The 19,596-nt window shown below is 44.7% G+C and carries 16 protein-coding genes and 2 pseudogenes; 11 read left to right on the top strand and 7 right to left on the bottom strand.

The genetic code is table 11. The features are described from left to right. The first annotated feature begins 55 nt into the window (after positions 1-55). The 6 genes from OWN49_RS02365 to OWN49_RS02340 all read left to right on the top strand — a co-directional run bounded on the left by OWN49_RS02365 (position 56) and on the right by OWN49_RS02340 (position 6,521). Positions 56-322: a phosphocarrier protein HPr gene (locus OWN49_RS02365; RefSeq protein WP_003154654.1), complete on the top strand. Its 267-nt coding sequence runs from the start codon at positions 56-58 to the stop codon at positions 320-322. Further along, positions 322-2,037: a phosphoenolpyruvate--protein phosphotransferase gene (gene ptsP, locus OWN49_RS02360; protein WP_007409600.1), complete on the top strand. Its 1,716-nt coding sequence runs from the start codon at positions 322-324 to the stop codon at positions 2,035-2,037. Before OWN49_RS02365 ends, ptsP begins: the two co-directional genes overlap by 1 nt. Before the next feature lie 87 nt (positions 2,038-2,124). Next, positions 2,125-2,364 (top strand): transcriptional regulator SplA domain-containing protein, encoded by a 240-nt coding sequence (locus OWN49_RS02355; RefSeq protein WP_003154646.1) that lies wholly within the window; start codon positions 2,125-2,127, stop codon positions 2,362-2,364. 86 nt (positions 2,365-2,450) lie between these two features. After that, positions 2,451-3,479, top strand: coding sequence for a spore photoproduct lyase (splB, locus tag OWN49_RS02350; RefSeq protein ID WP_003154644.1), 1,029 nt, complete (start codon positions 2,451-2,453; stop codon positions 3,477-3,479). A gap of 127 nt (positions 3,480-3,606) precedes the next feature. Beyond that, positions 3,607-5,574 (top strand): methyl-accepting chemotaxis protein, encoded by a 1,968-nt coding sequence (locus tag OWN49_RS02345; RefSeq protein ID WP_044053153.1) that lies wholly within the window; start codon positions 3,607-3,609, stop codon positions 5,572-5,574. An 80-nt stretch (positions 5,575-5,654) separates the two neighbouring features. Continuing rightward, a complete protein-coding gene (locus OWN49_RS02340) occupies positions 5,655-6,521 on the top strand; it encodes an NAD(P)-dependent oxidoreductase (protein WP_146283581.1) in 867 nt (288 codons plus the stop codon). A 37-nt stretch (positions 6,522-6,558) separates the two neighbouring features. On the opposite strand, the gene OWN49_RS02335 is transcribed toward OWN49_RS02340, so the two are convergent. Beyond that, entirely contained in the window at positions 6,559-7,335 is a 777-nt protein-coding gene (locus OWN49_RS02335; RefSeq protein WP_176283296.1) for a CAP domain-containing protein, read from the bottom strand. A gap of 336 nt (positions 7,336-7,671) precedes the next feature. Between OWN49_RS02335 and OWN49_RS02330 the strand changes: the two genes are divergently transcribed. Both OWN49_RS02330 and OWN49_RS02325 read left to right on the top strand, forming a co-directional pair. Next, entirely contained in the window at positions 7,672-9,804 is a 2,133-nt protein-coding gene (locus tag OWN49_RS02330; RefSeq protein ID WP_176283297.1) for a peptidoglycan D,D-transpeptidase FtsI family protein, read from the top strand. A 177-nt stretch (positions 9,805-9,981) separates the two neighbouring features. After that, a complete protein-coding gene (locus tag OWN49_RS02325; RefSeq protein ID WP_003154628.1) occupies positions 9,982-11,802 on the top strand; it encodes a PAS domain-containing protein in 1,821 nt (606 codons plus the stop codon). Here OWN49_RS02325 and OWN49_RS02320 read toward each other — a convergent pair. After that, a pseudogene (locus OWN49_RS02320) lies at positions 11,778-12,997 on the bottom strand (aminotransferase A). The gene OWN49_RS02325 and the pseudogene OWN49_RS02320 overlap by 25 nt on opposite strands. 200 nt (positions 12,998-13,197) lie before the next feature. After that, entirely contained in the window at positions 13,198-13,359 is a 162-nt protein-coding gene (locus tag OWN49_RS02315; RefSeq protein WP_003154625.1) for a hypothetical protein, read from the bottom strand. 188 nt (positions 13,360-13,547) lie between these two features. On the opposite strand from OWN49_RS02315, the gene cheV reads away from it, so the two are divergent. After that, positions 13,548-14,459 (top strand): chemotaxis protein CheV, encoded by a 912-nt coding sequence (gene cheV / locus OWN49_RS02310; RefSeq protein ID WP_003154623.1) that lies wholly within the window; start codon positions 13,548-13,550, stop codon positions 14,457-14,459. A gap of 42 nt (positions 14,460-14,501) precedes the next feature. On the opposite strand, the gene OWN49_RS02305 is transcribed toward cheV, so the two are convergent. From OWN49_RS02305 to OWN49_RS02290, 4 genes are all read right to left on the bottom strand, one after another. Next, on the bottom strand, positions 14,502-14,966 hold the full coding sequence (locus OWN49_RS02305) for a YkyB family protein (RefSeq protein ID WP_003154622.1): 465 nt from the start codon (positions 14,964-14,966) through the stop codon (positions 14,502-14,504). 122 nt (positions 14,967-15,088) lie between these two features. Beyond that, entirely contained in the window at positions 15,089-16,381 is a 1,293-nt protein-coding gene (locus OWN49_RS02300; RefSeq protein WP_003154621.1) for an MFS transporter, read from the bottom strand. Between the two features lie 75 nt (positions 16,382-16,456). Beyond that, a complete protein-coding gene (locus tag OWN49_RS02295) occupies positions 16,457-16,951 on the bottom strand; it encodes a L,D-transpeptidase family protein (RefSeq protein ID WP_088037173.1) in 495 nt (164 codons plus the stop codon). 74 nt (positions 16,952-17,025) lie between these two features. After that, positions 17,026-17,889, bottom strand: a complete 864-nt coding sequence (locus OWN49_RS02290; RefSeq protein ID WP_146276666.1) for a metallophosphoesterase — start codon at positions 17,887-17,889, stop codon at positions 17,026-17,028. Between the two features lie 141 nt (positions 17,890-18,030). Between OWN49_RS02290 and fadH the strand changes: the two genes are divergently transcribed. Together fadH and OWN49_RS02280 are read left to right on the top strand one after the other, a co-directional pair. After that, positions 18,031-18,795 carry a 2,4-dienoyl-CoA reductase gene (gene fadH / locus OWN49_RS02285; RefSeq protein WP_076851224.1) on the top strand — a complete coding sequence of 255 codons (765 nt, stop codon included), beginning with the start codon at positions 18,031-18,033 and terminating at the stop codon, positions 18,793-18,795. Between the two features lie 110 nt (positions 18,796-18,905). Next, positions 18,906-19,454, top strand: a pseudogene (locus tag OWN49_RS02280) (hypothetical protein). Positions 19,455-19,596 lie beyond the last annotated feature (142 nt).

Here is a 19,596-nt window from a genome sequence, read left to right as displayed (position 1 = left end):
GTATGATATAATATTGTGTAGTAAAATAGCTTTAATTTAAAGGAGAATGATAATCATGGCACAAAAAACATTTAAAGTAACAGCAGATTCCGGAATCCACGCTCGTCCTGCGACAGTTCTTGTACAGACTGCAAGCAAATACGATGCTGACGTAAACTTAGAATATAACGGCAAAACAGTAAACCTTAAGTCAATCATGGGCGTTATGTCTCTAGGTATCGCTAAAGGCGCTGAAATCACAATTTCCGCTTCAGGCGCTGACGAAAACGATGCTCTTAACGCTTTAGAAGAAACAATGAAAAGCGAAGGACTCGGCGAGTAATGCAAGAATTAAAAGGAATAGGCGCTTCAGCCGGAATTGCGATTGCGAAAGCATACCGGCTTGAAGAGCCGGACTTAACGGTTGAAAAGAAAAACATTGCTGATGCTGCGGCTGAAGTAAGCCGTTTTGATGAAGCGATTGTACGTTCTAAAGAAGAGCTTGAAAAAATTAAAGAGCATGCTTTAAAAGAACTGGGACAAGACAAAGCTGACATTTTCTCCGCGCACCTTTTAGTTCTGAGTGATCCTGAGCTGTTGAACCCGGTAAAGGAGAAAATCAGCACAGATTCAGTCAATGCTGAATTCGCTTTGAAAGAAACAGCTTCCATGTTCGTTACTATGTTTGAATCAATGGATAACGAATACATGAAAGAGCGTGCGGCGGATATCCGTGACGTAACAAAACGTGTGACGGGGCACCTGCTGGGCGTGGAAATTCCGAACCCGAGCATGATCTCAGAAGAGGTTGTTATCGTGGCTGAAGATTTGACACCGTCTGATACGGCGCAATTAAACCGCCAGTTTGTAAAAGGTTTTACAACTGATATCGGCGGACGCACTTCACACTCCGCGATCATGGCCCGTTCGCTTGAAATTCCGGCTGTTGTCGGCACAAAAGCGGCTACAGGGACAATTGAAAACGGTGTTACGGTGATCGTAGACGGCATCGATGGTGATGTGATCATCGATCCTTCCAGTGAAACGTTAAAGAAATATGAAGAAAAGCACAGTGCTTACCTGGCGCAAAAAGCTGAGTGGGCGAAGCTCGTCAATGAACCGACTGTTTCAAAAGACGGCCATCATGTAGAGCTTGCCGCAAACATCGGCACACCTGACGATGTAAAAGGCGTTCTTGAAAACGGAGGAGAAGCTGTAGGGCTTTACCGTACGGAATTCCTTTACATGGGACGCGACCAGCTTCCGACAGAAGACGAGCAGTTTGACGCTTATAAAACGGTTCTTGAGCGTATGGAAGGAAAATCAGTTGTCGTGCGGACATTGGATATCGGCGGCGACAAAGAGCTTCCTTACCTGCAGCTCCCTAAAGAAATGAACCCGTTCTTAGGCTACAGAGCCATCCGCCTTTGCCTTGAAGAGCAAGAAATCTTCAGAACTCAGCTTCGTGCGCTGCTTCGTGCAAGTACATACGGAAACTTAAAAATCATGTTCCCGATGATTGCGACAGTAAACGAGTTTAAACAGGCGAAAGCGATTCTTCTCGAAGAAAAAGAAAAACTCGTCGAAGCCGGCGTAGCGGTTTCTGACGATATTGAAGTCGGTATGATGGTAGAGATTCCGTCTACAGCCGTTATCGCAGATCAGTTTGCTACAGAAGTTGACTTCTTCAGTATCGGAACAAATGACTTGATCCAATACACGATGGCTGCTGACCGCATGAACGAGCGCGTAGCTTATCTGTATCAGCCATACAATCCGGCGATTCTCCGTCTGATCACCCTTGTTATTGAAGCCGCTCACAAAGAGGGCAAATGGGTCGGCATGTGCGGAGAAATGGCGGGAGACGAAATTGCGATTCCGATTCTTCTCGGTTTAGGCTTAGATGAGTTCTCAATGAGCGCTACATCCATCCTTCCGGCAAGAACGCAGATCAGCAAGCTTTCTAAAAAAGAAGCTGAATCATTCAAAGAAACAATCTTGTCTATGAGCACGACAGAAGAGGTTGTCGCATTCGTTAAAGAAACATTCAATAAGTAATACAACAGCCAGACGGTATAAGCCGTCTGGTTTTTTTCATATTCGGAAAAAAGGGGGGAACAATAACGTTCAACAGGAGGGATTATCATGACAAAATCATTTGCAGCGGGGGATACGGTCTATGTGATTTACCGCAATCCGCATGCCGCCAATGTTGCCCATATTAAAGAGGCGGAGATCGTCCATCACCCGTACCATGAGGGAGAACTGTCTCTGTTTTTATACGAAACCTATCATCCGCTGGCCGAAGATGACGCGGTCTTTTCGACATATGAGGAAGCGGAAGCGCTTTACAGCGAGCTTTTTGAAGAAGACCGGTACCATTGATCAAAGGAAATGTTTACAACGCATATTCACTCTCTTTTAAACGGAAAGTAACAACATGAGAAAATGTAAAAAGGGAGTGTCAGTTCATGCTGAAGCCGTTTGTGCCCCAGCTTGTTTATATAGAACCGAGAGCGCTCGAATACCCGTTAGGACAAGAGCTGAAGAATAAGTTTGAAAACATGGGGCTTGAGATCAGAGAAACAACATCGCATAATCAAGTCCGGAATATTCCGGGGAAAAATCACTTGCAGCAATACCGGAACGCGAAATCAACATTGGTAATCGGCGTCCGGAAAACACTGAAATTCGATTCTTCAAAGCCGTCCGCCGAATATGCCATTCCATTTGCGACGGGCTGTATGGGGCATTGCCACTATTGCTACCTGCAGACGACGATGGGATCAAAGCCTTACATCCGGACATATGTCAATGTGGAAGAGATTCTGGATCAGGCTGATGAGTATATGAAAGAACGGGCGCCGGAATTTACAAGATTTGAAGCCTCTTGTACGTCTGATATCGTAGGAATCGATCATCTGACACATACATTAAAAAGAGCCATTGAACATTTCGGACAAAGCGAATTGGGACAGCTCAGATTCGTGACTAAATTTCACCACGTCGATCATTTGCTTGATGCAAAACATAACGGAAAGACTAGGTTCAGATTCAGCATCAATGCCGATTATGTCATTAAGAACTTTGAACCGGGAACTTCTCCGCTCGACAAACGGATCGAAGCCGCCGTCAAAGTCGCTAAAGCGGGCTATCCGCTCGGTTTCATCGTGGCGCCGATTTATATTCACGATGGCTGGGAGGAAGGCTATAAGGAGCTGTTTGAGAAATTGGATGCGGCGCTTGATGAAGACGTTCGGCATGACATCACATTTGAACTGATCCAGCATCGTTTTACAAAACCGGCCAAACGGGTGATTGAGAAGAACTATCCGAAAACAAAGCTTGAGCTTGATGAAGAAAAGCGCAGGTACAAATGGGGACGCTACGGAATCGGCAAATATATATACCAAAAAGACGAAGAACATGCCTTAAGGGAAACACTCGAATCTTATATCGAAACCTATTTTCCGAAAGCGAAAATCGAATATTTTACGTAAGGCAGAGCTGTCGGCATGACGGCTCTTTTTTTTGCTGCGCCAAATGACGGAAATGTTTGATATTTATTTCAAGATTTATTCATTTTCTTGGCCGAAAGACCGATATAACTCTCAGGAGGGGATGGTTATGTTTAAAAAAATGCATATCAAAATTGCTGTGTTTGTCTCGGCAATGCTTATTGTAACGGTTGTTTTTTTAACGGTTTCTTCATATTTGACATTAAAGCCGATGATGACGGAGGAAGCAAAACGTACGACAGAGAATGTCACCAATTCACTCGGTCAGAACATTGAGCTTCAGCTGAAAAATGATGAGACCGTATTAATGAGATTAGCAGACGGTGAATTGTCCCGGTCTTTTCTATCAGATGGGAAGAAAGAAACCGCGCGGCTTTTTAACGATGAGTTAAAACAGATCGGACAGAATGACAAATATGTCGCGCTTGCGTACGTCGGAACCGCAAACAAACAAATGTTTACATATCCAAAGGCCGATTTTGCCAAAGACTATGATCCGACAAATCGAACGTGGTATAAGATGGCGGCTGAAAAACCCGATAAGGTTGTCTGGACTGACCCTTATAAAGATGCAGTGACGGGAGACATGATCGTGACGGCGTCAAAAGCCATTCAAAACAGCGGAACCGTCGTCGGAGTGGCGAGCTTAGATTTGAAGCTGTCCTCTATTCAGAGCATGGTCAACGAGCAAAAGGTTCCGTATAAAGGATTTGCCTTTTTAGCGGATGAAAACGGCTCTCTTCTGGCCCATCCGGCAAAACAGGGAAAAAATATTTCGGAAGATCAGACGTTAAAAGACATCACTGCGGACAAAGAAGGCATCAAAGAGCTGCAGGGGAACATGGTCGTCTACCAAACGGTAAAAGAAACAGGGTGGAAAGTCGGAACGCAGTTTGAAAAAGATCAGCTGATGGGAGTAGCCGACAAAATGAACACGGTGAGCATTTTTATGTCACTGATCGCCCTTGTGATTACGATCGGACTCAGCTATTTCCTCGCAAAAACGATAACCGGGCCGATTCAGCAGCTGATCGCAAAAACAAATTCAGTCTCAGCGGGAGATTTAACCGTCCGCGCTCAGACGAAATCAAAAGATGAAGTAGGCGAGTTAACAAAAGACTTTAACCAAATGGTTGAAAATATGAAAGAGATGGTCGAACAGGTCAAGGCCTCCTCAGAAAATGTGTCTGATACATCTGACCAGCTAACCGTCATTTCACAAGAAACAAATGAAACGAGCGGACAAATCGCAAAAGCGATAGAGGAAGTCGCCGCCGGAGCGACAGAGCAAGCGTCAGAGGTTGAGACGATCAACGAAAAATCGGAAAATCTCTCAGTCAAAATAAAAGGAATCGCAGATCGCGCAGGCAGCATAAAACAACTCTCAAAGTCTTCAGAGGATGCCAGCTACAAAGGACTGGACGCGCTCGGGCAGCTGCTGATGAAGTCAAACGAAGCCAATTCAGAAACGAAAAAAGTAGAGGCAATGCTGAATGACCTGGAAGAACAAACGAAAAACATAGAAGAAGTCGTGACGGCAATATCTGCTATTTCAGACCAGACGAATCTCTTGGCGCTGAATGCGAGCATAGAAGCCGCAAGAGCGGGAGAAAGCGGACGGGGCTTTGCCGTCGTCGCGGAAGAAGTCCGCAAGCTTGCTGAACAATCAGCTCTTTCTTCCGGCCATATCAGTGAGACGGTCCGTCTGATTCAATCTGAGACAAAAGAAGCGTCACACGCGATGATTGAGGCAAGCAGAATGAATGATGAACAAAACAGCGCCATTCATGAAACGGGTGAGGTTCTCAATCTGATCACGACGGAAATGCAGTCTCTCGTTCAAGGTATAGATCATATTTACAATGACATTCAAAAAATGAGTGAAGAACAAGCCGCGATTCAAGAAGCGATTCAAAGCATCTCCGCCATTTCTCAAGAATCAGCGGCAGCCGCGGAAGAAGTGAATGCTTCCACTGATGAACAGCTCGTTACGCTTGAAAAAGTGAAGCAATCGACTGATATGTTAAAGAGCGCAAGCGAAGATCTGATCAGCGCCATTTCTAAATTCACCTTGTAACGCGGACTCTATCAGCCTATAATATGGTAATATAGACATGAAAGAGTGATATATGAATCGCATCAGGGGAGGAAAGCGCAGTGAACAAAACGGTCGGATTTATCGGTTTGGGCGTCATGGGAAACAGTATGGCATCGCACATTTTAGAAGCGGGCTATCCTGTTTTAGTCTACACGCGGACGAAACAAAAAGCGGAAGAGATTCTGAATAAGGGAGCGGTCTGGCAGGAGACGGTCAAAGACCTTTCAGAGAAAGCTGACATCATTATTACCATGGTCGGCTATCCGAGTGATGTCGAGGAAATCTATCTCGGCGAAAACGGCATTCTCCGGCAAGCAAAAGAAGGGGCGTTTGTCATTGATATGACGACATCAAAACCATCTCTGGCGAAGAAAATAGCGGAGAAAGCCAAAGAAAAGTCCATTCACGCCCTGGATGCACCCGTTTCCGGCGGAGACATCGGCGCGAGGAACGGAACGCTTGCCATTATGGCCGGAGGAGAAAAAGAAGCGTTTGAAGCATGCCTGCCGCTTTTCTCTGTTATGGGGGAAAACATTCAGTATCAAGGGCCGGCCGGCAGCGGCCAGCATACGAAAATGTGTAATCAGATCGCGATTGCAGCAGGAATGGTCGGAGTGGCTGAAGCGATGGCTTACGCGGAAAAATCCGGTCTGAACCCGGAACAAGTGCTGAAAAGCATTACAACCGGAGCGGCTGGCAGCTGGTCATTGTCAAACCTCGCTCCCCGTATGCTGAAAGGCGATTTTGCGCCCGGATTTTACGTGAAACACTTTATTAAAGACATGGGCATTGCCCTTGAAGAAGCGGAGCTGATGGGAGAAGAAATGCCCGGATTGGCGCTTGCCAAATCATTGTACGACAAGCTTTCCGCGCAAGGTGAAGAAAACAGCGGAACTCAAAGTATTTATAAGCTTTGGGTGAAATAAAAAAAAGATTGCCCGCAGGGGCAATCTTTTTTATTATTTATTTTCCGATAAATTGCTGTGTCCAGATGTTTCCTGATTCTACATAACCGACACCGATTTGAGTGAACTCAGGATTCATGATGTTCTTTCTGTGGCCTTCACTGTTCATCCAAGCTTTAACGACGGCTTCAGGAGTCGTCTGCCCTTTGGCGATATTTTCACCGGCAGTTTTATAAGTGATTCCGAAAGACTTCATCATATCGAAAGGTGAGCCGTAAGTCGGACTTTGGTGATCGAAATAGTTTTTGTCTTTCATATCTTGTGATTTTGCGTGAGCTGATTTGCTTAATTTTTCATCAATCTGCAGAGGTTTTAAGCCTTGCTTTTGTCTCTCTGCATTTGTCAATTCAACGACTTTCTTTTCGTACGCACTGACTGATGAAGGAGTTTTCTCGCTGCTGTTGTTTGTGTTATCTGTCTGCTTTGCATTGTCAGCCGTCTGGTTTTGATCGGCTTTCGGTTTTTCGGCAGCTGTCGGGGCCGTTTTTGCCGGTGTTTCTTTTTGAACGTCTTTAACTGTCATATCAGAATGCTTTGCGTGTTTTTGCAGCAGCTGAGTCAGTTCTTTCTCATTTTTAACGTTCAGCTTTTTCACGCTCGTTTTCATATGTAGTTTTTCAACAGCCTCTTGAAGAGTCAGATGCTGTACAGTGTTTCCTTTTTTCACGGTAACGACGTGCTGGCATGACAGCTCTTTGGCAGATGCCTGCTGAATGCCTCCGAATGTAATCAAACTGACTGCCGCGGCGGCAGATAAGAGAAATGCTTTTTTCATAGTTAATAGCCTCCCAGAGAAGTTTTTTTCTACATGAAAAATCTTATCACAGCTTTTTTGTCATAATGCAGCCAGCCATTTCCTTTGACAACAAACTCTTGTCATAATTGTAATTGAGCGCAGAAAAATGGCTCTATACCGGGAAAAACGATCTGTATTTATTTTTTAAAATCCGTTACATCTCTTCAAATTATTTGAAGTGTTAGATATATTTTAAGATAATTTGATCTTGACAGTTTTTTTTACCCGTTTTCGCTGTAACAACTTTTACAAAAATGTTACAATTAAAATCTGTTTATGTAAATATATTCAATGATTTGAGAGGTGTAACAGAAAGTGGCTGAAGTTGCGCGCGAACCAAAGAAAAAAACGAAACGTTACAGAGCGCTGAGAATGAATCTCTATTTTTTGATTGTTTTTCTTCTCTTTACGGCACTGATTTTTAAACTCGGCATCGTCCAGATTGTCGAAGGGGATAAACACCGCCAGGATGCGGAGAAGGCAAATGCAAAAACCGCCTATTATCCGACACCGCGGGGAAAGATGTATGACAAGCGGAACAGGGTGGCGGTTGATAACCAGGCTGTGCCTGAAATTGTATATGTATCCACCTCAAAAACCTCGGCAAAGGACAAATTGAAAACGGCAAAAAATCTCGCCGCACTGATTCATATTGATACTGAATTTATGAAGGATCGAAATATCATTGATTACTGGCTTGCCGCACATCCGAAGAAGGCGGAAAAGCTTATGAAGGATTCAGAAAACAGCCTGAAGCCGCAAGAAGTGTACAAACGCCAGATTGAACGCGTCCCAAAGCAGGAGATTGATGCGATCAAACAAAATAAAAAAGAGCTGGAAATCGCGGCGATTTATACGCGTTTTTCAAGCGGCAACGCCTATCAGCCGCAAGTCGTCAAATCAATGGACCCGAATAAGCTGAACGGAAACGGAAACAGCGGGTCACTGCTTGACGAACATGAAAACAACAAACAGAAACCGAAAAGCGACCTGACATATGAAGAAGTTTCTGTCGTATCCGAGCACCTGAAAGAGCTCCCCGGCATTGACGTAATTAATGACTGGACGCGTAAATATCCGTACGACAAAACACTGTACTCTCTGTTCGGCGGTGTGACGACACCGGAACAGGGATTGTTGGGCGAACGGAAAGATTATTATGTTACAAGAGGATACTCACTGAATGACCGGGTGGGAAAAAGCTACATTGAATATCAGTATGAAGACTATTTAAACGCACATAAAGAAAAAGTAGAGTATGTGGAAAACAGCAAAGGTGAAGTCGTCAGCCAAAAGCCCGTCGATGAAGGCAGCAGAGGCTACGATCTGCAGCTCTCGCTCGATATGGAATTGCAGTCGAAAGTTGAAAAAGTCATTGAAAAAGAGCTGAGAAGAAGCCGCGCCGCAGGCAACTATATGGTTGACAGAGGATTTGCCGTCATGATGGACCCGAACAACGGGGATATTCTCTCAATGGCGGGGAAACGCATCGATCTCGAAACAAATAAAATACAGGATTTTGCGATCGGATCATTTACGACACAATATGAGATGGGCTCTGCTGTTAAAGGAGCGACTGTTCTCGCGGGTTACCAAAGCGGCCTCCCGCATTATAAAACATTTGTCGATGCACCGCTTGTATTTAAAGGCAACACGAGAAAACAATCGTGGACACAAATGGGAGCCATTACTGAGCTGACCGCGCTGCAAAGAAGTTCAAACGTATATATGTTTCATGTGGCCATGCATATCGCCGGCATTAACTACAGGCCGTACGGTACACTGCCGGCCGGATTAGACGATATTAAAAAAATGCGCAACTACTACGCCCAATTCGGTTTGGGTGTGAAGACCGGAATTGATCTTCCACAGGAATCAGCGGGCATGCAGTCAAATCCGCAAATGGTCGGGGGGTTGCTGCTTGACTTTGCGATCGGACAGTTTGATACGTATACGCCGCTTCAAATGGCTCAATATATTTCAGCCATCGCAAACGGCGGGTATCGCGTCCAGCCGAGGATCGTCACAAGCATTCATGAACCGGACAGCAAAAACAAGATTGGAAAAGCGATTGAACAGCGGGATATTAAAATTTTGAACAAAGTAAATAACAGCCCGAGCGATTTTGATCAAGTTCATAAAGGAATGAAACTGGTCACAAGCTCACCTCAAGGAACGGCTTATTCAACATTCCAGGGGTCCGGCGCCGATGTTTCCGGAAAAACGGGAACCGCGGAGACCCACTATTACGGCACGAACAAAAACTGGTGGGGGAAAGACACGTATAACCTAACCTTTGTCGGCTATTATCCGTCAGAACATCCACGAGTGGCATTCAGCGTCGTCGTACCGTCTGTTCGAGATGATCACGATCCCGTCAGCAAAAACATTGCCAAGGGAGCAATTGACGCTTACAAAGAACTTGAAAAGAAATACAATAAAAAATAACAAATGAAAGGGCGGCCGAACATCTCGTGCGCCCTTTCTTTCATTCAGGAAAATTGACGTTCACAATAAGAATAGAAGGAGAATGCTCATTTTTTAGCGAATCAATCTAGTGGAATTTCTTTTTATATCAGTCCGTGTCCAGCCTGCAGTGCGAGTATAATGCAAAGGAGGGATTCTGTGGAACAGGATACTCAGCATGTCAAACAGTTTCAATCGAAAACCGATCTTCATGCCGTTTTGACGTCTAACGGGCGTATTATGTATATTTCTGCAAACTGCAAATCGTACTTCAGTTATTCTCAGGAAGAGATGATCGGGTCATTTCTCAAAACATTCCTGCATGAAGAAGATCAATTTTTGGTTGAAAGTTACTTCTATAATGAGCATCATTTGATGCCTTGCACCTTTCGTCTTATTAAAAAAGATCATACCATCGTATGGCTTGAAGCGGGTGTGGAAATTGTCACACCGCAAATGGAGGGGACGGATCGGGAAATCATCCTCAAAATCAAGGTGCTTGAGGAGAAGACACCCCGCCGGCCTTATATGTATGAACAAAAGAAGCAAAAGGCAGAACAACAGTCGGAAGATGCGGCTGGAAACGGCGAATTCGAGCGTCTTGTCGAAATGCTGCCGAATCCTTTATATGTCAGCATCAACGGCACAATCGCCTACGCCAACAACGCGATGCTTGCCATGCTGGGAGCCGAAAGCAAAGACGAGGTAATCGGCAGGCGCTCTTATGAGTTTATTGAAGAAGAGTATCACGACATTGTGAAAAACCGAATTGTGCGGATGCAAAAAGGAATGGAAGTCGGAATGATCGAACAGACGTGGAGAAGGCTCGACGGCACGCCCGTTCATTTAGAAGTGAAGGCGGCACCGACGACATATAAAAATCAGCGGGCGGAATTGCTGCTTCTGATTGATATTTCTTCACGGAAAAAATTCCAAACGATTCTGCAAAAAAGCAGAGAACGTTATCAGCTCCTCATTCAGAATTCAATTGACACGATCGCCGTGATTCACAATGATAAATGGGTATTCATGAATGAATCGGGCATTTCGCTGTTTGAGGCTGAAACATATGAAGATTTAATCGGGAAAAACGTCTATGATCAGCTTCATCCCTGTGATCATGACGGCGTGAAACAGCGGATCCAAAATATTATCAACCGAAAGACCGAGTCAGAAATCATTAAGCAATCGTGGTTTACCTTTAAAAACCGGCTGATCTACACGGAAATGGTCTGCATTCCGACGACGTTTTTCGGAGAAACGGCCGTGCAGGTCATTCTGCGTGACATTTCTGAGCGGAAGCAGACGGAGGAATTAATGCTGAAGTCGGAAAAGCTGTCTATCGCAGGGCAGCTGGCAGCGGGGATCGCTCACGAAATCCGCAATCCGCTGACGGCGATCAAAGGATTTTTACAGCTCATGAAGCCGACGATGGAGGAAAACGAACATTACTTTGAAATTGTGTTTTCTGAACTGAGCAGAATCGAATTAATTTTAAGTGAGCTTTTAATGCTTGCCAAACCTCAGCAAAACGCCGTGAAAGAGCGTGTAAACTTAAAGAAAATTATAAGTGAAGTAACCGCTCTTTTAGAGACGCAGGCGAATCTTAAAGGGATTTTTATCAAAACGGATTACGAACATGACAGCATGTATATTAACGGTGATCAAAATCAGCTGAAACAGGTGTTTATCAATCTGATTAAAAATGCCGTTGAGTCGATGCCGGATGGGGGAACGGTTCACATCATCATGACAGAAGATGAGTATTCCGTTAATGTGACGGTGAAAGACGAGGGTGACGGGATACCGGAAAACGTGCTGAAACGAATAGGCGAACCGTTTTTGACAACGAAAGAAAAAGGAACCGGCCTGGGGCTGATGGTCACATTCAACCTTATTAAAAACCATCAGGGAGCCATCCAAGTAGACAGCAAACCGGACAGAGGCACGGCCTTTCACATTACATTCCCGAAACAATAAAAAAACAACGGCGTTATGCCGTTGTTTAAATAGTCTGCATGGATTCTCTCGTTTTTAAAATAAATGCTTCCAGCCGGTCCAAGCCTTCTCTCAATGTATCCAGTGAATATGCGAATGACAGCCTCACATACCCTTCACCCAATTTTGAAAACGAGCTGCCGGGCACAAGAGCCACACCTGCATCCTCTAAAAGAGCCATACTAAAATCAAACGATGACATTCCGAATGACTTAATGGAAGGGAAGATATAAAATGCGCCTGACGGCTTTACGACGTCAAGCCCCATTGAGACAAGACGGTCATATACATAGTCAAGCCGCTTTTTATACTGTTCTCTCATAATAAGCGCATCATCAACACCGTTTGTCACCGCTTCAAGAGCCGCTTTCTGAGAGATTGAAGACGCGCATGTCACACTGTATTGGTGAACTTTTAAGATGTGCTTGGCAATTTCTTTCGGTGCGAAAATGAAACCGATTCTCCAGCCCGTCATGCTGTGTGATTTTGACAGGCCGTTGATGACGATCGTCTGGTCTCTCAAATAAGACGCGATCGAATAATGCGGTCTGTCATAGGTTAATTCGCTGTAAATCTCATCAGACAGGACAAAAACATTTCTGCCCTTCAGGACGGCTGCGATGTTTTGCAGCTCTTCCTCAGACAATGTCACTCCGGTCGGATTTGACGGATAAGGAAGAATGACGCATTTTGTTTTTGGTGTCAGCGATTCTTCAATGAGCCGCGCCGTCAGCTTAAATCCGTGAGTCGTCGTATCTACATGGACCGGAACGGCGCCCGACATGCGGATGATCGGTTCGTAGCCCGGATATATCGGCCCGGGGAGAATTACTTCATCGCCTGGAGATAAAATCGTCCGCAAAGACGCGTCAATCGCTTGGCTTGCCCCGGTTGTGACGATGATTTCAGTTTCAGCTTCATAATTCAAATCAGCTTTTTTCTTCATATAAAGCTGTACGGCCTGTCTCAGCTCAAGGCCGCCCGCGTTCGGAGTATATGCCGTTGCGTTCTCGTCGATTGCCTTTTTGGCAGCCGCTTTGACATGGTGCGGCGTGAAGAAATCCGGCTGGCCGATCGTAAGCGAAATGACATTGTCGTGCTGAGCTACAAGATTTGAGAATTTGCGAATTCCTGAAATTTCAATTTCTTTTACATTCGGATTAAGCAAATGTTCCATAATTCATCACCTTATACTATATATTGAGTTTATCCTATTTTACCACTAGCTGAGCATTTGTCATCTTTTTATTGAACTATCCCGAGTATATGTCCGATATGTGAAAACATACCTTCTTTCAGAAAAAAATAAGACAACCAGCTGAAATGATTGTCTTCATTGTATCATGATCTATCTATTGTGATATGTGGCGAATGTCATTAATACCCGTATTCAAAGCTGACGTCTTCCCGCCATAAGATGTATGGAGCAGGCTTGTCGGGACGATCTTTCGCCTCTTTTTTCATTTGCAGGTAAGCCGTTTTGCTGATATCTTCTAACACCATCATTTGATCTTGGTCGAATATGACTACTGTACCCATTTATTACACCCTTCTTCCTGAAAAATCCTTGACTATTTTACCACTCGATGTCAAAAAGTCAATGGGATATCAGAAAAAAGCATCTTTTTATAAAGAGTTCATGGCCAGTTGGCCCGAATACATTCACTTTTTCCGTTTACAGCCGATATATACAGTACAATACTGAATGCGGATAGCGAGGGATTGAATTGTCTTTACAACAATACGATATTTTATTGGATTCAGGCACAAACGAATTAGAAATCGTCAAATTTGAAGTAGGCGTCAATACATTTGGCATAAATGTGATGAAAGTCCGGGAAATCATTCAGCCGGTAGATGTCACATCTGTGCCTCAGTCTCATAAAGACGTAGAAGGGATGATTAAGCTGAGAGGCGAAATTCTTCCCGTCATCAGTCTGTATACCTTTTTCGGCGTTGATGCCGAAGGAGCAAAAGACGATAAATATATCGTAACGGAATTCAACAAGCGGAAAATCGTCTTTCACGTCGGTTCCGTTTCACAAATCCACAGGGTGTCCTGGGAGGCGATTGAAAAGCCGACTTCCCTGAACCAGGGCATGGAGCGGCACTTAACGGGAATCATCAAACTGGAAGACACGATGATCTTTCTGCCTGATTATGAAAAGATCATTTACGATATTGAATCAGCATCCGGTGTTGAGACTTATCATGTCCATCAGGAAGGATTTGATGAAAGACGGGCGGGTAAAAAACTGATTATCGTTGAAGACTCGCCGCTTCTGATGCGTCTTTTGACGGATGAGCTGACTGAGGCGGGGTACAGTGAAATCGTTGCGTTTGAAAACGGAAAAGAAGCGTATGATTACGTCGTGGAACTGACGGATAACGGAGCAAACCTGTCAGATCATATTGACATGATTATCAGTGACATTGAGATGCCGAAAATGGACGGGCATCGTTTGACGAAGCTCCTTAAGGATAACCCGCAAAGCTCTGATGTGCCGATTATGATTTTCTCGTCCCTCATAACGGACGACCTGCGCCACCGGGGCGAAGTAGTCGGAGCGGATGAACAGATCAGCAAGCCTGAAATCAGCGAGCTCATTAAAAAAGTGGATACGTACGTGATTGAATAGAAAAAAGCCGATGCATGACGCATCGGCTTTTTTGCGGCGGAATTAAAAATAACTCTCACCAAGTTTTTTAAATACGGGTTTATGATAAGCGGGCTGCTGCCTGTTGGCGGCAAGCGGTTTTTCCTTTAAGCCCACATATTTTTGCAATACGTTTTTCGCTTTTGTCAAAGACATTTGTGCTTTAGGATTGCGGTACGATTGATTTAACGTACCTAAATGCGGAAGATGCTGGAAGTCTTCTTTTGTTGGAGGCATGTGAAAATAGTAGTCTCCGATAGAGATAAGTACGTCTGACTGCTGTTGGCTAAACCTGGGATTATTTGAAAAGTGAAGCCCTATTTTTTTCCCTTTGCCTTCTTTCACAAGCTTTTGTAATGCCCGTTTTTTCAGCAGATAAAGGTATTTAGGGTTGGGGGCGGTTTTTGCATGGCGGTTCACAGTATAAACAGCTTTTGAAAGATTCTCGATGGTTGGCTGCAGCTCTTTCGAATAAGCGTGGTCGTCCATTATTTCTCTCCTTTGCATTGATCAAGTTCATATATAGATTATACTTTTTTAGCGTTGAAATGCAAATATTGATTATAAAAATACGCCTTTTTCTGATGAAAAGGGCGCATTTTTTTCCTTTATTAGACAGGTTTCGCATGTTTTTCGGAATCAGCCTTTAATGATTGCTGTACATCGACCTCTGCTGCCTCGGCGCTGTATTTCGGAAGAGCGATAAAATAGAACACAAATACCGCTAAAATCACGATTCCCATGCCGTAATAAAGGTAATCAATATTGGCAACGAATTTCGGAAATAACAGGGCAACCAGTCCGAGTGTAATCGATTGGGCAAACATCATAAAAGGGTCCTGCCAGCCGCTGACCCGGCCCATTATTTTCGGGTGAACGATTTTCGGCATCCAGCCGCCGATGGCGATATTGACGGGGCCGATGCACATGCCGAGGATGAAAGCCGCCGCATAATAAATCCACAGCTTATCCGTATAGCCGAGGACAAAAATGAGCAGTCCGGCTGCCAAAATAGGAATCGACATCAAATGATGCGGTTTGACTTTTTTTGCGATCATCGTTCCGATCACACTTCCTGCAAGCAGGCCGAAGCCGAGTGCGACGGTGAAGATGGAAGTATGTGATTCATAATGGTCCGGCGCAAGTCCGTATTTCATCGTAAACATCGGCAGTACGGCAAAGCCGCCGTTGACAAAACCAAAGATAAAAAAGCCGAAAATAAGGGAAGCAAGCAATTTGTTTTTAACAATATATACGATCCCTTCCTTAAAATCAGCGACCGAGTCTTTCAGAAACGAATCTCCCCATTTAAAAGGGCCGTTCGGCTGACGGGCTTCTTTCGGAATGCGGCAGGCGCGGATCAGAAAGCCTGATACAATAAAGCTGACAAAATCAAGGATAATGGCTCCGTGCATACCGATCGTTTTATACATAAACGCGCCCATACCGACGCCGAATACCATAAAGATGCTGAACAGGATCTGGTTAAGTCCCGCCGCTTTCGCATAATGCTCCTTAGGCAGAATAGCTTGTACAAGGCTGGCTTCCGCCGGGAAAAAGAACTTGGTCACGGCGCTTCTGATGAACAAAATACAGAACACGAGAGGGATGCTCCCAGTGTATAATGCGGCAAACAATATGATCGTCAGTCCGGCTCTGATCCAGTCACAATTCTCTGCGACCTTTTTCCTGTCAAGCCGGTCAGCTGCGACACCGACAATCAGAAATACGAAAACTGTCGGCAGTGAATACATCAGCTCAGCCAAAGTTGTGTATGCCGGCTGGTTTGAAAAATGGTCCAGCAAGTAAAAAGCGAAAGCCATATTACCTACAGTCGTTCCCATTTGAGAAGCGAGTGCTGCGAAAAAGAGACGGACAAAATTGCGATTTTTAAATATATCCATAAACACGCTCCTTACCCTAAAGGTCCCACTGTAATATATTATCATCAGCTCGTTCCATTAACAAATAAGATCTTTCTATCTTATAATGGTCACCCTTGTTCCATTAGGCACGGTAGCGGCAAGTTCAGTGACGTCCTGATTATACATCCGGATGCATCCTTTTGATACCGCTTTGCCGATGGAGGAAGGATTATTTGTTCCGTGAATGCCGTAATGAATTTTAGAGAGGCTGAGCCAATAAGCGCCGAACGGGCCGCCGGGCTTAGGCTGGCGGTTCACAATGTAAAATTCTCCGGTCGGCGTGGTCGTCAATATTTTTCCGACTGCGATGGGGTACGTACGGATGAGCCTGCCAAGGCGGTATAACTCCAGTTTCTTCGCTCCGATATACACGACAATGGAATAGGGGATGGTGGATGGGTCGGGAAGATTCGGTATGATAATATGCTGTCCCGCGTATATGACCGATTGGATTGAGGGATTTGCCTGAAGGAGAGCAGCAGTGCTTATTCTGAAGTCTTGCGCAATGCTTGAGATGGTTTCTCCTTGTTTCACTTGATATGTCAGCAGTTTCATCACCCTCCTTTTTGCTCTTTTCCATATACATATTACGGAGGGGGTGTCTGTGCATCGGGATAAAAGTCTTATTTTTGTACGGTTTTCAATGTGAACAGCGTGATTTCCGGTCTGGCTAAAAATCGATACGGCAGTCTTGTCGTACCGAGCCCGCGATTAACGTAAACGGTTGTGTCATGCAGCGTATACATGCCGTCGGTATACGTTTTTCCGTATGGAGGCGTAATGAGAGGGCCGAAAAACGGGAGCTGGACCTGGCCGCCGTGAGTGTGTCCCGACAGCTGGAGGTTTACGGGATATCCGCCGATCTTGAGAGCGGCATCAGGCTCGTGGACGATTAAAATGGAAAACGCATCTTCGGAAAGGCGGGACAGGGTGCCTTCATAATCGGGTTTTCCGAGCATTACATCATCCAAAAACGCGAGTTCAATCCGGCTTCCGTCTGTCAGCTGCACCTGATGGCAGCCATTTCGAAGCACTTGAAAATCAGCCGCTTCCATCAGAGCCTTGTACGTGTTCGTACCGTAGCCTCCGTGGTCATGGTTTCCGTAAACACAAAGTTTGCCGAAGGGAGCTTCCAGATTTTGCAGCACGGCGAGTGCTTGCTGGTGATCATTAAATAAATGCGGCTTATCAATTAAATCTCCCGTAAAGATGAGCAGATCGGGTTTCAGCTGATTGATCTTTTCCGCTGCTTTATTCAAGTCACCGGATGTAAACACATCACTGAGATGCGTATCGCTGAATTGAACGATTTTAAAATTGTCAAAGCCGCGGGGGATCAGGCGGTTGGTGATTGTATGACGGGTGATCTCAATCATGCGCGGTTCAATATACCGGGCATAGCCGTAACCTCCGCAAGCCGTTGCAAGAGTTGCACCCAAAATGCCGAATCCTCTTTTTAAAAATGTTCTTCTCGTCATTTTCTCCATCTGTAAAACCAACCTTTGTCAGAGTTGTTCTATTATATCATCAGCCTGGCTGAAAAATCCCTTCTCAGCATGTAATGACGCGGAAAGACATCTATGATAAGATTATGAATGATTATTCATTCAATATAAGGGGGGTTTGTTATGGATAAGAAAGCGGTAATCATTACAGGCGGTTCAAGCGGCATGGGAAAAGCAATGGCGAAAAAACAGGCTGAATTAGGATGGCACGTCATGGTGACAGGGAGGAACCGTGAAGCACTTGAGGAAACAAAAAAAGAAATTGAGACCTTTGAGGGGCAGGTCGCCTGTTTTCAAATGGATGTCCGTTCTGATTCCGCCGCTTCAGACATGATTACAGAAGCGAAAAAAGTCTTTGGCCGGCTCGATGCGCTGATTAACAATGCGGCCGGCAATTTTATTTGCCCGGCAGAGAAGCTGACGCCCAATGGATGGAAAGCTGTTATTGAGATTGTTTTAAACGGCACATTTTTCTGCAGCCAAGCCGCGGCAAGGCATTGGATCGAGCAGGAGCAGAAGGGCGTCATCTTAAATATGGCCGCTACATACGCATGGGGAGCGGGAGCGGGTGTCGTTCATTCCGCTGCAGCCAAAGCGGGGGTATTGTCACTGACAAGAACGCTGGCCGTTGAATGGGGGAGCAAATACGGCATCCGCACAAACGCGATAGCCCCCGGCCCGATTGAACGGACAGGCGGTGCGGAGAAGCTGTTTGAATCGGAAAAAGCGGTGTCCCGCACTATGAACAGTGTGCCGCTCGGCCGTCTGGGGACACCGGAGGAAATCGCCGCTTTGGCAGCGTTTTTGCTATCCGATGAAGCATCCTATATAAACGGGGATTGTATCACAATGGACGGGGGGCAATGGCTGAATCCTTACCCGTTTTAATTTACATGACATATTTTGCGAAGCAAGCGAACGTTAAAGGTGAACGTTCGCTTGTTTTATTTTTCTATTCAAAATTATGATATAATTTTTAAAGATTAAGAGGTGAATAAGTGAAGAAATTATTAAAATGGTTCGTTGTACTATTTTTAAGCAGTTGCGTTATCATCTTTAATATTTGGTACTTTATCATTTGCGCTTTTACTCCGGAGTATTATCAAAATACCAATCTTACATCTGATGAAATAATCAGATTTGAAAAGCTATATCATATAGATTTTCCTGATGAAACGAAATTTATTAAAGCCAGGGAGTATTTGAGTGGGCTCGGAGGCGATACATCGGCTGTATGATATGTGTCTCTGCCAACCAAGCTGGCGGAAACAATTTTATCTGATTATACGTATATGCCAATAAATCATACTGATCATGCCGGTTCAATGTATGGAGTTGACGTTTCCAAGAGTGCTGGCGGGTTAACAACTCTTACATTTGGCACTTTAGATAAAAAAGGAACTTTCTTTCAGTTGAAACATGATGATGATTGGATATTTAACAGTACTGATTGGAGCCATTATTTTTGGACAGCCGCCGGTTATAATGCTCTTATATTTATCCTTTTATTTGTGATGGTGAAACAAATGAATAACGTCCTTAATTAACCGGTCTGAAGAGTGATCTTAAAAAGTTTTCCCCTTTTATTTTAAACTGCTGCCATACTGCCTCCTTTTTCCCCTAATCTAAACATTTGTGGTGCTGATATAATTGTGTATAATCAGACAAAGATAGAGAAGCAGGTGATAA

This window comes from Bacillus sp. NEAU-242-2 (assembly GCF_027853835.1).
GTDB lineage: Bacteria > Bacillota > Bacilli > Bacillales > Bacillaceae > Bacillus > Bacillus velezensis.
Note: the sequence above shows the minus strand (reverse complement) of the source record. Positions and strands in the feature narration are given on the sequence as shown.